This is a genomic window from Streptomyces sp. NPDC040545, from assembly GCF_055595065.1.
This window is the reverse complement of sequence record NZ_JBVIWA010000014.1, coordinates 68,119-79,828: the sequence shown is the minus strand read 5'-3', so window position 1 is coordinate 79,828 and position 11,710 is coordinate 68,119. Positions and strand designations below refer to the sequence as shown.

Below are 11,710 nucleotides of genomic sequence, written 5' to 3'. Positions count from 1 at the left end.
TCGGCGGCAGCCGGTTCCGCCTCGGCGGGGGTGTCCGCCTCCGGCGCGGTGGTCTCGGCGGCTGCCGGGGCGTCTGCCTCGGGCTCGTCCTGCGCCTGCGGCGCTTCCGCCTCGGCGGCAGCCGACTCGGCGGCGACCGGCTCGGCCTGGGCCTCGTCCTGCGCCTGCGGTGCGGTGGCTTCGGCGGCAGCCGGGGTCTCGGCCTCGGCCTGCTCCGCAGCGGGGGCGGTGTCCGCCTCCGGCGCGGCGGCTTCGGCGGCAGCCGGGGTCTGCGTCTCGGCCTCGGGCTGCTCCGCAGCAGGGGCGGCAGCCGGCTCGGGCTGGTCCTGCGCCGGAGGGGCGGGGGTTTCTCCGCCGGGCTTCGCCGCAGGCGCACGGCGGGCTTCGGGGACCGTCGGGTCGGCCGCCGGGGCCGGGGCCGGGGCCGTGAGGACGGTGCCCGGTTCACGGTCGCGCGGGGTGGACTGCGGCGGAACCGTGGGGTTGTCGAAGGACGCCGCCACCAGTTCGGCGGCGACGTCCAGAGGGGTCCGTTCCGCCTGGTTGGGGACAGCGGCCGAAGGGGTGTCCGTAGTCTCCGGAACGGATTCCGCGGACCGTCCGAATACCTTGCGCAACAAGCTCCGAATACCCATGGGCCAGGCCTTTCGCATGTGTGCGTGCGTCATTTGTCCGTGCTGCGCGGATGATCCCTGCCCAGAGTGGACACGTAAGGTTATCGGCCGCCCGGCTGGATCTTCGGCAGGGGCGCCTTTCGTGGCGCCCGGCTCCCACACACCCGCACACGCTCAGTGAACTGCCGCTCCGACGTGCCGGGTTCACCGACCGTTCATCCCCGCGCCGCCGCTTCGGCGCAACCCGGGCCTACCGTCGCGGCTGGATCGTACCGACGCGTTGTCGGCGCCCACGCAGCTACTCGGAGGACACTCGTGCGCAAGCTTCTGCCGTTCATCGGCAACCCGCATGGGAGCGGCCGGTCCGCTCTCACCTGTCGTTACCGCTGTGGCGACGCCTGCTTCCACGAGGTGCCGAACACAAGCGACAACGAGTACGTCGGCGATGTCATAGCCCGCGCCTACTCCCGCCGCGCCATGCTGCGCTCCGCCGCCGTCGTGACGGTCGCCACCGCGGCCGGTTCCGCCGTGGCGCTCAGCGGCTCCGGGCAGACCGCCAACGCCACCCCCTCCGCCGATGCCGCCGCGGCCGGCGCGGGCAAGGGCGGCGAGGCCGCCCGGGGCTTGCGCTTCAAGGCCGTCGCGCCGAACACCGACGACAAGGTCACCATCCCCGAGGGCCACGAGCAGAACGTGGTGATCCGCTGGGGCGACCCGATCGTCAAGGGTGCCCCGGGCTTCAACCCCGACAAGCAGACGGCCGCCGCGCAGGCCGGTCAGTTCGGCTACAACAACGACTTCCTGAGCCTCCTCCCGCTCGGCGGCGACTACGAGCGCCAGCAGCTGCTCGTGGCCAACCACGAGTACACGGACGAGAACCTCATGTTCAAGGCGTACGACCCGGCCAACCCGACCCGCGAGCAGGTCGAGATCGCCTGGGCCGCGCACGGCCTGTCCGTGGTCGCCGTCCAGGAGGACCACCGCAGCGGCAAGCTGACCGCGATCAGCCGCCACCAGCTCAACCGCCGGCTGACCGCCACCAGCGAGTTCAGGCTGACGGGCCCGGCCGCGGGCAGCAGCCTGCTGAAGACCTCCGTCGACGCCACCGGCACCAAGGTGCTCGGCACGCTCAACAACTGCGCCGGTGGCACCACCCCGTGGGGCACCACCCTCCACGGGGAGGAGAACTTCAACCAGTACTTCGGCAACGCCGGCCAGGTCACCGAGCCCACCCAGGCCGCCCGCCTGAAGCGCTACGGCGTGACCGCCGGTGCCACCGAGCGCAAGTGGGAGCGGTTCGACAAGCGCTTCGACGTGGCGCAGGAGCCCAACGAGCCGCACCGCTTCGGCTGGGTCGTCGAGCTGGACCCGTACGACCCGAACTCGGTCCCGCGCAAGCGCACCGCGCTCGGCCGCTTCAAGCACGAGGCCGCGCAGCCCCGCCTGACCGAGGACGGCCGTCCGGTCGTCTACATGGGCGACGACGAGCGCTTCGACTACTTCTACAAGTTCGTCTCGTCGAAGCAGATGAAGAAAGGCAATTCGCGCGCCGCGAAGGAGCACAACCTCACGCTGCTCGACGAGGGCACCCTCTACGTCGCCAAGCTCACCGGTGACTCCCCGGCCGCCGAGCTCGACGGCACCGGCAAGCTCCCCTCCGACGGCGAGTTCGACGGCTCCGGCGTCTGGATCAAGCTGGCCACCGGCAATGTCTCGCACGTCGAGGGCATGACCGCCGAGGAGGTGTACGTCTTCACGCGCCAGGCCGCCGACAAGGTGGGCGCCACGAAGATGGACCGCCCCGAGGACGTCGAGCCCTCCCCGCGCACCGGTCGTGTCTACATCGCGCTGACCAACAACACCGACCGCGGCAAGCCGGGCAAGGAAGGCGTCACCGAGGCCAACCCGCGCAACCTGAACAAGCACGGCCAGATCCTGGAGCTCGCCGAGAACTTCGACGACCCGGCGGGCGACGGTTTCGCCTGGCGGCTCTTCCTGGTCGCCGGTGACCCGAACGACCCGGCGACCTACTTCGCGGGCTTCCCCAAGGACAAGGTCAGCCCGATCTCCTGCCCGGACAACGTGGCCTTCGACCCGCACGGCAACCTGTGGATCTCCACGGACGGCAACCAGCTCGGCTCCCACGACGGCCTGTTCGGTGTCGCGACGGCCGGTGAGCGCCGCGGTGAGCTGAAGCAGTTCCTGACCGTTCCGCGCGGCGCCGAGACCTGCGGCCCGCTCATCCAGGATAAGCGCGTCCTGGTCTCCGTCCAGCACCCGGGCGAGATCGACGGCGCGTCCGTCGAGAAGCCGCAGTCGGTGTGGCCCGACGGCCCCGGCAAGATCGTCCGCCCGGCGGTCGTGTCCGTCTGGCGCAAGGACGGCCGCAACATCGGCGTCTGACCGGACCAGTTGACCCGAGGGGCGTGTTTCACGTGAAACACGCCCCTCGGGCATTCAAGCTGCCGAACCCGCTCAAGCAGGTCAATTCCCCTGCGGCACCCTGCCGACGGGGAGTCGGAGCGTCGTCACCGCGCCCCCGTCGGGCGCGTTGCCGAAGCCCACCACGATCTCCAGCACGGCCGCCTGCCCCATCACGATCGTGAGCCCCAGGCCGTGACCGCGCCCGCGGCCGGGGTCCCCGGTGCGGAACCGCTGCGGGCCCTGCTCGATCAGCTCGGGCGGGTAGCCCGGCCCGTGGTCGCGGACCACCACCACCGGTCCCTCCACGGTCACCTCGACCGGTGGCCTGCCGTGTTTGCCGGCGTTGGCCAGCAGGTTGGCCAGGATCCGGTCCAGCCGCCGCCGGTCGGTGACCACCACCATGTCCTGGACCACCCGCACCGAAGCGGCCGGTCCCGTCTCCGGCGCGGATCCGCCCCCGCCGGCGACCGCGGCGACCGCCCGCTCCACCGCCCGGCCGAGCTCCACCCGGGCGAGGTCGGCCCGTTCGACGCCCGAGTCCAGGCGGGAGATCTCCAGCAGGTCCTCGGTCAGCAGGTGCAGGGCCTTCAGCCGGTTGTTGATCATTTCCTTGGGGCGGCCCTCGGGCAGCAGTGCCGCCGCGGCCAGCGAACCGGTGAGCGGGGTGCGCAGTTCGTGCGCGACATCCGCCGTGAAGCGCTTCTCGGCCTCCAGCCGGCCCTGGAGCGAGCTCGCCATCGAGTCCAGGGCGTGCGCCACGTCCTGGACCTCGTCGCGGGAGCGGCCCGGCCCCGGATCGTCCCCCTCGGCCCGGAGGTTCACGCGGGCGTCCAGGTCCCCGGCGCTGATCCGGCGGGCCACGGCGGCCGTGGCGGAGAGCCGCCGGCTGATCCGGTCGGCGAGGAACAGGCCGGCCAGCGCCACCAGCCCGGCCGCGAGGATCGCGGAGGCGAGGATCGCGGTGTCGATGTCCCGCAGCCGTTCGCGGGTGCTCCCGAAGGGCAGCCAGACCGCGAGGGCCTTGCCGTCGGCGGGTCCGGCCGCCCACATGACGGGCTTTCCCCCCTGTTCGCCGACGATGCTGCCGGTCTGGCCGCTCGCGACGAGCTCGCGCAGCCGCCGGGGAAGGTTGGGCGGGTCGAACACGGCGTTCACGTCGCCGTGCGCGGTGCCGTACTCGTAGTGGCCCAGCGCGTGTTCCAGCTCGGCGGCGGCGGCCTTGCGGACCTCCCCGACCATCTGCCGGGCGACCACGTTGTGCACCAGGATGCCCAGCGCGGCGGCGACCATGCAGCACACCATGGTGGTGGTCAGTGCGATCTTCCAGCGCAGGCTGCTCAGCGCGCGCATCGCGCCCCGTCCCCGCCGGTCGGGTTCTGCGTGAGCCCCGGGCAGTCGTCGAGGGTGAGCTGGGAGAGGTTCATGATTCCGGCCTTCGGGTCCCACACGTAGTCGTAGACGGCGACGTAGCGGGGGTTCGTCGTGGGCTCGCGGACCGCCAGGTGCTCGGCGGCCACCTCCACGCCCTCCAGCACCGCGCGCCGGGACAGGATCCGGGCGATGGTGCCGTCGTCCTGGACGGTGTAGACGCGCAGCTCGCTGAGCCGGCCGTCGACGTCCAGGGCGGTGATGAGCTCCTCCCGGCCGTTGCCCGTCAGGTCGTGCAGGACCGCGGGGCGCACCGGGCAGTCGGGACCGCCGTCCACAGCCTGTGTGCAGAGCGCGAGGCGCTGGACGGCGCGCGGGTCGACGAGCCGGCCGGTCCCGCCGTCCTGCTCGGCGGCGGAGGTGATGTCGGCGCGTACGACGGACAGGGCGTCCACCCCGCGCATGTTCAGGCCGGCCACCTTGGGCAGCCCGGGGACCACGGCGGCCGTGCCCGGTTTCTGGTCCGGGGCGGGCGGGTCGGGGCGGATGTCCTTCCACAGGCTCTTCGGGGCGTGCACCGTGCCGAGGTCGCCGTCGCTCTGCAGTCCCTCCACATCGGCACACCCCGCCAGGAGTACGGCGAGGACCATCACGGCAGGGGCGACGCGGCGCATGCTCCGATGCTGCCCCGTCCGCCCCCGCCCGGCCCGGGAGGCGACCCATTCGGGGGACGCCGGTCCCGGGCGGGCCGACGGCGGGTCAGGACTCCGGCCGGGCGATGGCCAGGGCGGCCGCGATCTCCTGGTGGACCGGGGCCAGCACGCTCGTCGCCTCGCCCGGCGGCCCCGCGTCGACCCGTACCGGGACGGTGCTGCTGCGGACCCGGACGGCCAGCTCGCGCAGCTGCCGCGCGATCGACTCGACGTCGTCGGCGGGGGGCGGGGCCGCGCCGTGGTCGACCCGGACCCGCGCGGCGGTGGTCGCGTCCACGATCCGCTCGACGGCGACCACCAGCGGCCACCAGGCGGCGGCCCGCGCCCCGGTCGGCGGCGGCTCGGTCAGCGCGCGCTGGAACTCGCTGCGTACCCCCGACAGGTCCCGGTAGATGCGCCGCCGGGCCTGGAGGCGGGTGGTCCGCGCCGCCGCGAGCGCGGCCTCGCCGGCGACCGGGGCGAAGGCCCGTTCCACGTAGCGGGCGGCGTCGTCCACGGTGTCGGCGAGCCGGTCGCCGATCCGGGTGTGCCAGCTCTCGGGCCACAGCAGGTATCCCGCGACGAGGGTGATCGCGCAGCCGATCAGGCTGTCCACCAGCCGGGGGCGGATCAGGTCGAAGCCCTGGTGGTTGAGCAGGTCCGAGAGGAGCAGGATCACCGGGGTGATCGCGGCGGTCTGGAAGGCGTACCCCTTGACGGAGAACGCGGGGATCAGCCCGGCCAGCACCACCATCACCGGTACGTCCCACCAGCCGCGCGGCACTTCGGAGAGCACGGCGGCCGCGACGACCAGTCCGCCGGCGGTGCCGAGGGCGCGCAGTACGGCCCGGGAGAACACCGAGCCGAAGTCGGGCTTGAGGACGAAGGTGACGGTCAGCGCGACCCAGTAGGACCGCTCGAACTCGATCACCGACACGAGGGACTGCGCGATCCCGATGCACAGCGCGAGGCGCAGCCCGTACCGCCAGGAGGCCCGGGACAGCATCATGTCGCGTACCGCCCGCCGGGCCCGCACGCGCAGGGCGGCGGGGCGGCCGAGCCGGTCGTCCACGGTGTCCAGGTCCGGCCGGGCGATGTACACGGTCTTCGCGGCATGGCGCAGGGCCGCGTCGACGGCGCGTTCGGCCGGGGTGTGCGCGGCGGGCAGCTCCAGTACGGGCGTCCCGGTGCGGCCTTCCTCGACGGCGTCGGCCAGGTCCCGTACGGCCGCCGGGATCTCGGGGGGCAGCGGCCGGCCGCGCAGGTGCGCGGCGGGCGCGGCCTCCACCAGCGGGATCACCACGTTGAGCTGGGCCAGCAGCCGCACCAGCGAGGGGCTGCGCCCGTGCACCCGGGCCCGGCGGCCGAGCACGAGGTCGTAGGCGTGGTTGATGGCGTGGGTGATCTGCTGCCGGCGTTCGTCGTAGAGGGCTCCGGGTCCGCCGGCGGCCTCCAGGGCATCGGCCAGGGCCCGGTACGTGTCGGCCACGGCGGTGCGTTCGGGCTGCCGGCGGCGCAGCGGCCAGCCCAGCAGGCTCAGTGCGAGGACGAACAGCCCGCCCGCGCACAGCAGCAGCGGGGCCGTCCACCAGGGCTCGGGCAGCGGCAGCCCCGCCCCGATCACGGCGTTGAGCAGGAGGAGCAGTCCGGACACGGAGGCCACCGTGCCGATGGAGGAGATCATTCCGGAGACGAGGGCGATGAGGGTGAGCACGCCGACGGCCAGCCAGCCGTGCCCGTAGACCAGGGTGCCCAGCGCCACGCCGACGGCGCCGAAGAGCTGGGGGACGGCGATGTTCAGGACGCGCATCCGGTAGGCGTCGGCAGTGTCGCCGATGACTCCGGCGAGGGCACCCATGGAGGCGAGCGCGCCGTATTCGGGCTCGTCGAGGGCGAAGCCGACCGCGAGCGGGACGGACATCGCGACCGAGGCCCGGGCCACGGCGGCCCACGGGATCGGTGCGGCACTGGGCTTGAGCCCGTTGAGCAGCCAGGAAGGCGGAGCCAGCGGATGGTGCCGGGCTCGCCGCGACGTTATGTGTTCGGTGCGTTCGGTGCTCATTCCCGCTTCCGTGCCCGCCGCTCGCGAATCGGTTCTTCTGTGATCTTCTGCGTGGTTCTGCGCGTGTTGGTACCTTCCGAGCTTATGGGGTGCGGCGTAGTCGGCCCATCACCCATGCGGCAAGTGCGGCGACGAGCCCGATCACCAGTACCACCCAGGCGGTCGTGCGCAGGTACGCGGTGAGGGCGTCGTACACCGCCCCGGCGGCGGGCCGGTCGATGTCGGCGGGCAGATCGTCCAGGGTGAGCCGGCGGCACACGTCCACCGCGAGCCACAGCAGCCCGGCCCCGACCGCCAGTCCCACCCCGGTGGCGATCACGGCGCGCCGCCGGTGGACGGCGACGGCGATGGCCGCCGCGGCCAGGACCAGGGTCAGTACGGGGAGCCAGATGCCGGCGGCCTGGAGCATGTGGAATCCCTTCCGGAGAGCGCCGAGGTTGTCGTACTCCATGACCTTCACGGTCAGGTGGGTCACCGGGATGCGGTCGGCGAAGGGCACGTCGTCGGCGACGAGGTCGCCCCTGACCTGCGCGATGACGGGTGCGAGGTCGATGGTGAGGGCGTCGCCGTGGCCGGTGGTGAGTGCGTCGAGGAACGCCGCGTGGGCGGCGCGGTTGGCCGCGTCCCAGGCGGTCCGGTAGGCGGAGGTGCCGGCGAAGGAGTGCAGGGCCTCGCCGAGCAGGGTGTCCACGCCGATCTGGAAGGGGCCCGCGTCGATCTGGCCGGCGAGTGCGCGGGTGACCTGGGTGACGACGACCTCCTGCACCTTCGCGTTCTCGGCGAGGGGGGACATGGCGGCGGTGTACCGGTCGGCGTTGCCCAGTTCGCGGTCGGCCCAGTACGCGACGGCGCTCGCGGGCACCAGAAGGGCCACGAGCACGATGAGTACCGTCGACAGGATGGTGCGCACGTCACCAGGGAAAGCGGACGCGGGGCCGGGCGCGAGCGGTGTTGCTGCGGGCGGGTGGTGGGCCGTCGCGCGGCGTGGCACCCTTGCGCCCTCTCGCTCATGGACGTGGTCGCCGCCGTAGAGGGCCCCGAGGAGGCCTTCCGGTGCGCGGAGATCCGGCAGCAGGGGCCCGGCGCCGGCGAACCGGCGGACTCCGCCCCGGAGAGGGACGCCGCCGACTGCGCCATCGCGCACGCCATGACCCGGACCGAACTGGCCTGGCGCAGGGCGCTGGCGGCCCAGAACCTCGACGAGGTCCGGCAGCAGGCCGAACGGCAGGCCCCCGAGGCCCCCGAGCGGCTGCGCACCTGGCTCGCCACGCGGTAGCCGCACCCCGGAGCACCACACCGCACGTACGGACGACACGGAAATCGACGCGGTGGCCGTGCGCACGCCCTGACCGCTGATCCACTTGCCGCCCGGGGACGGCGGGTGTGCCCTGGATGATGGGAGAGAGGAGCCCGTCATGGCACATGCGGCACCCACCGCCTTCGGGCGGCACCGGCAGTCGGCGGACATGACGCACCTGAGCAAGGGCGCGTACGTGAGGCCACTGCTCCTCGGACTCGTCTACGGCGTCTGGGCCGCGTTCATGAAGCGCCAGACGGGCCCGGTGGACGCGGGCAACGTCTTCTACGGAATCCTGTGCGGCGTGCTCTTCGCCGGGATCATGTTCGCCCTGGCCCGGATCGGACCCCGCCTGAGGCGGGAGGTCCACGCCGCCGCCTACGGAGCCTTCGGCGGTATCGCCGTGGGCTACCTGCACAGCCTCACCGACCAGTCGATCCTCAAGTCCACCGTGGTCGGGCTGGCCGTCGCCGCGGGCGTCGGTGCGATCGCGTTCTACCGCTACTACACCCACGAGGACTGAGGCGGCCGACGGGCGCGCGCCGGTTCCCCTGCCCCAGGCCGAGGGCGGGGGAACCGGCGCGGCGCATGTCCGCGCGGTCCCTACGCGGCCGAATCCGCGGGGGTGGTCCGCTGCGGTTCGCTCTCGGCCTCGACGGTCGTGGCGGTGGCGGTGGCGGTGGCGGTGGCCGTGGTCTTCGGTGACGCGGTCGGCTCGGTCTGCCGGACCGGCGGGGAGATCCGGGTGACCTCGGCGCGGAGCATGGCGTTCAGTGCGGCGAACGGGTCGATGGGCATGGCGGAACCTCACGGTGCTCAGGGGGTGTGGGGGCTGCGTCCGGACCTCGGTCCGCTCAGCAGCGCAGCACCACACTCAGCACCGTCCGCCGGGACAGGGCCGGTTCGGCCCCGTCCGTGGCGGGCCCGCACGCGGGGGCGGCCGGGTGTTCCACGTGAAACACCGCGAGCGGTGCCCGCCGTGCGCCGGGCAGTCCGCGCGTGATCGTCCGTACGGCCGCCCGCGCCTCGGGATCAGGGGCCGGAGCCGGATCGGACTGGCCCTCGCCGGGCTCGGGGGACTCGGCGGGGGCGCCCGGCGCGGCAGGCGCGGCGGGCGTCGTGGAGGCGGGGCGGAACCCGGCGGCTTCGGCGCCGGCCGGACCGGCGCCGAAGACGCACAGCAGCACGACACAGGCCACGGTCAGAGCCCTGGCCAGTGCCGAACGCGTGTGGTGCCTCCCGCTCATGCGAGGGGTGTGCCCCGCCACGCCGGACGACTCCCGTGCGGACCCCGAGAACCCCCCGACCGGGGGACGAAGACACCCTCTCGGACACCCTCTCGGCTGACGGACCGCCGCCCGGCCGCCGCTCTCAGCGGGTGCGGCGCTGCCCGGTCAGCCGGGCCAGCACGGCGGTCTCACCGCCGACCAGCCGCAGTTGGGCCCGGCCGGGCGCGCCCTCGTGGCCGGAGGTCCTGCCGGGTGAGATCCGTACGACGGTGAACACGGCCGTACGGCTGTCCGCGCGGGGGATCTCGATGGTCCGGCCCCGCCGCAGCTCGCCGAGGCGAAGCCCTTCCACCGTCACCACCGCGGTCCCGGCCGCACCTGGAGCCGGCCCCCCGGTGTCCCAGGCGACCGCCTCGTGGCCGCCGGTCAGCGGTACGTCCACGCCCAGGCTCGGAATGCGCAACCGCAGCGGCCGCGCGGCCCGCAGGGGTCCGGTGACCGCCCGCAGCGGCCCGGGGGCGGTCCTCGGCGACCGGGCCCCCGTGCCGGGGGTGTGCTCGACCGACTCCTCCAGCTCCCGCACCAGACGGCGGTGCCCGGACAGCCCCAACGCCCGCGAGGGCAGCGCGTCGTCGGTGGTCACGGCCGCGGGCCGGGCACCCTCGGTCCGTTGCAACACCGCGATGCCGGTGGACAGCAGAACCACCGTCAGCGCAGCGACGGCCCACTTGGCGCGGGGCATGGGATTTCCTCCTGTCCGGCTCGGACAGCCGGGTCATGTGAGCAGTGGACATCTCCTCTGCCCGTCGGTACCCCGTGCAACACGGTGGACTGACATGGCGTCACGGGCGTGTCGTCGCCCGATCGGGGAGTCTTCGCAGTTCGCGAAGGGCCCACCCACCGGATGCCCGGGGCGGTGCCGATGCGCCCGAACGGGTGAGAGACACCCCCTGGGTATCCCCTAGCCGCACATGACGAAGGCGGCCGCGGCCGCCCCCATCAGCGCGCCGGCCAGGTGCATGGCCGGGTGGCCGTAGTCGCCGTACCAGAGGTGGCGGGCCAGGCCGCCCAGCGCGGCCAGCGCGGCGATGATCCCGATCTGGCCGAAGAGTGTGACGGCGCAGCAGGGGGCCAGGAGCAGCAGCAACGAGTTCAGCCAGAACGGGGCCGCGCCCGTCCAGCCCCGCCATTGCCTGATCGCCGTCGCCATGTACTACCGGCCCCCTCGTGCTCAACTCGTCGGCTGCACAGCCTCCTTGGGTGTGGAGGCGGACACAAGGGCCCGTTCGGCTAGAAAACCGAAGGCCAGGCCGAAAGTCGTCCACAGTGCCGTCTGGATGGCCAGGGACGCGAGGCGGAACTCCCAGATCAGCGCGGCGGGGAAGCCCGCCGGGACCTCGTCGATGCCGGGCAGCAGCGCGTACGAGAGGCCCATGACCAGGACGAAGGCCGCGCCGGCGACGATCGACGCGTTCCAGTTGCCGAGCTTCGGCGCGAGCCGTCGCCCGAGGATCAGCGCGCCGGCCGCCAGCAGCACGCTCAGGGCGATCATCAGGAGGTAGAGGGCGGTCCGCCGGGCGGCGGTCTCGGGATCGCCCACGGCGGGGGGATTGGCGGGGTACTTGAAGAACGGCACCAGCGTCACGGTGACGTACAGACCCCCGGTGACCAGTGCGGCCGTGGCCCGCGGGCCGAAGCGGCCGATGCGGCCCAGGGCGAAGCAGTAGACGAGGGCGGCGATGCCGCCGAGCGCCACCGCGAAGAGCAGGACGCCGGTGCCGAGCCCGGCCGTGGCCTGGAGGGCCCGGCTGACCGGCGCGTCCTCGCCGTGGTCGTGACCGGCCGCGGCGGCTTCCTCGATGGCGATCGCCGCGTCCACCTTGGACTCACCGAGGAGGTAGGCGACGAGGAAGGCGGCCACGCCGGCCAGCAGGCCGGCGAGCATGCCGCGGACGAGCAGGGTGCGGGGGGAGACCCCACCCGGAGAAGTGGAAGTCATCGTTCTGTTCCCTTGCTGAGACGTC

The 11,710-nt window shown here is 73.4% G+C and carries 12 protein-coding genes and 1 pseudogene; 3 read left to right on the top strand and 10 right to left on the bottom strand.

All coding sequences use genetic code 11. The features are described 5' to 3' along the window. Nucleotides 1-617 (bottom strand): annotated as a pseudogene (locus ACZ573_RS25050) (hypothetical protein); the annotation flags it as partial. Between the two features lie 312 nt (nucleotides 618-929). Between ACZ573_RS25050 and ACZ573_RS25045 the strand changes: the two are divergent. Further along, nucleotides 930-3,017: a PhoX family protein gene (locus ACZ573_RS25045; RefSeq protein ID WP_471307701.1), complete on the top strand. Its 2,088-nt coding sequence runs from the start codon at nucleotides 930-932 to the stop codon at nucleotides 3,015-3,017. Between the two features lie 81 nt (nucleotides 3,018-3,098). On the opposite strand, the gene ACZ573_RS25040 is transcribed toward ACZ573_RS25045, so the two are convergent. From ACZ573_RS25040 to ACZ573_RS25025, 4 genes are all read right to left on the bottom strand, one after another. Beyond that, the gene (locus ACZ573_RS25040; RefSeq protein ID WP_471307698.1) at nucleotides 3,099-4,388 is read right to left on the bottom strand and encodes an ATP-binding protein; all 1,290 of its coding nucleotides are present in this window, start codon (nucleotides 4,386-4,388) and stop codon (nucleotides 3,099-3,101) included. After that, the gene (locus tag ACZ573_RS25035) at nucleotides 4,376-5,080 is read right to left on the bottom strand and encodes a hypothetical protein (protein WP_471307696.1); all 705 of its coding nucleotides are present in this window, start codon (nucleotides 5,078-5,080) and stop codon (nucleotides 4,376-4,378) included. Before ACZ573_RS25035 ends, ACZ573_RS25040 begins: the two co-directional genes overlap by 13 nt. Before the next feature lie 85 nt (nucleotides 5,081-5,165). Further along, the gene (locus ACZ573_RS25030; RefSeq protein WP_471307693.1) at nucleotides 5,166-7,160 is read right to left on the bottom strand and encodes an FUSC family protein; all 1,995 of its coding nucleotides are present in this window, start codon (nucleotides 7,158-7,160) and stop codon (nucleotides 5,166-5,168) included. Between the two features lie 82 nt (nucleotides 7,161-7,242). Then, nucleotides 7,243-8,070: a hypothetical protein gene (locus tag ACZ573_RS25025; protein WP_471307690.1), complete on the bottom strand. Its 828-nt coding sequence runs from the start codon at nucleotides 8,068-8,070 to the stop codon at nucleotides 7,243-7,245. 99 nt (nucleotides 8,071-8,169) lie between these two features. Between ACZ573_RS25025 and ACZ573_RS25020 the strand changes: the two genes are divergently transcribed. Both ACZ573_RS25020 and ACZ573_RS25015 read left to right on the top strand, forming a co-directional pair. Continuing rightward, nucleotides 8,170-8,436, top strand: coding sequence for a hypothetical protein (locus ACZ573_RS25020; protein ID WP_471307688.1), 267 nt, complete (start codon nucleotides 8,170-8,172; stop codon nucleotides 8,434-8,436). Nucleotides 8,437-8,575: 139 nt separating this feature from the next. Next, the gene (locus ACZ573_RS25015; protein ID WP_471307686.1) at nucleotides 8,576-8,980 is read left to right on the top strand and encodes a hypothetical protein; all 405 of its coding nucleotides are present in this window, start codon (nucleotides 8,576-8,578) and stop codon (nucleotides 8,978-8,980) included. 80 nt (nucleotides 8,981-9,060) lie between these two features. Here ACZ573_RS25015 and ACZ573_RS25010 read toward each other — a convergent pair whose 3' ends face one another. From ACZ573_RS25010 to ACZ573_RS24990, 5 genes are all read right to left on the bottom strand, one after another. Further along, entirely contained in the window at nucleotides 9,061-9,255 is a 195-nt protein-coding gene (locus ACZ573_RS25010; protein ID WP_471307684.1) for a hypothetical protein, read from the bottom strand. Between the two features lie 56 nt (nucleotides 9,256-9,311). Continuing rightward, nucleotides 9,312-9,704: a hypothetical protein gene (locus tag ACZ573_RS25005; RefSeq protein ID WP_471307681.1), complete on the bottom strand. Its 393-nt coding sequence runs from the start codon at nucleotides 9,702-9,704 to the stop codon at nucleotides 9,312-9,314. Between the two features lie 124 nt (nucleotides 9,705-9,828). Beyond that, nucleotides 9,829-10,428, bottom strand: coding sequence for a class F sortase (locus ACZ573_RS25000; protein ID WP_471307676.1), 600 nt, complete (start codon nucleotides 10,426-10,428; stop codon nucleotides 9,829-9,831). 219 nt (nucleotides 10,429-10,647) lie between these two features. Continuing rightward, on the bottom strand, nucleotides 10,648-10,896 hold the full coding sequence (locus ACZ573_RS24995; protein WP_471307674.1) for a hypothetical protein: 249 nt from the start codon (nucleotides 10,894-10,896) through the stop codon (nucleotides 10,648-10,650). A 21-nt stretch (nucleotides 10,897-10,917) separates the two neighbouring features. Further along, nucleotides 10,918-11,685, bottom strand: coding sequence for a CbtA family protein (locus ACZ573_RS24990; protein WP_471307671.1), 768 nt, complete (start codon nucleotides 11,683-11,685; stop codon nucleotides 10,918-10,920). Between the last annotated feature and the right edge of the window lie 25 nt (nucleotides 11,686-11,710).

Bases quoted from the DNA above. Each gene is read 5' to 3' on its own strand.
- ACZ573_RS25040 (WP_471307698.1), bottom strand. From the start codon at position 4,388: ATGCGCGCGCTGAGCAGCCTGCGCTGGAAGATCGCACTGACCACCACC.
- ACZ573_RS25035 (WP_471307696.1), bottom strand. From the start codon at position 5,080: ATGCGCCGCGTCGCCCCTGCCGTGATGGTCCTCGCCGTACTCCTGGCG.
- ACZ573_RS25030 (WP_471307693.1), bottom strand. From the start codon at position 7,160: ATGAGCACCGAACGCACCGAACACATAACGTCGCGGCGAGCCCGGCAC.
- ACZ573_RS25020 (WP_471307688.1), top strand. From the start codon at position 8,170: ATGGACGTGGTCGCCGCCGTAGAGGGCCCCGAGGAGGCCTTCCGGTGC.
- ACZ573_RS25015 (WP_471307686.1), top strand. From the start codon at position 8,576: ATGGCACATGCGGCACCCACCGCCTTCGGGCGGCACCGGCAGTCGGCG.
- ACZ573_RS25010 (WP_471307684.1), bottom strand. From the start codon at position 9,255: ATGCCCATCGACCCGTTCGCCGCACTGAACGCCATGCTCCGCGCCGAG.
- ACZ573_RS25005 (WP_471307681.1), bottom strand. From the start codon at position 9,704: ATGAGCGGGAGGCACCACACGCGTTCGGCACTGGCCAGGGCTCTGACC.
- ACZ573_RS25000 (WP_471307676.1), bottom strand. From the start codon at position 10,428: ATGCCCCGCGCCAAGTGGGCCGTCGCTGCGCTGACGGTGGTTCTGCTG.
- ACZ573_RS24995 (WP_471307674.1), bottom strand. From the start codon at position 10,896: ATGGCGACGGCGATCAGGCAATGGCGGGGCTGGACGGGCGCGGCCCCG.
- ACZ573_RS24990 (WP_471307671.1), bottom strand. From the start codon at position 11,685: ATGACTTCCACTTCTCCGGGTGGGGTCTCCCCCCGCACCCTGCTCGTC.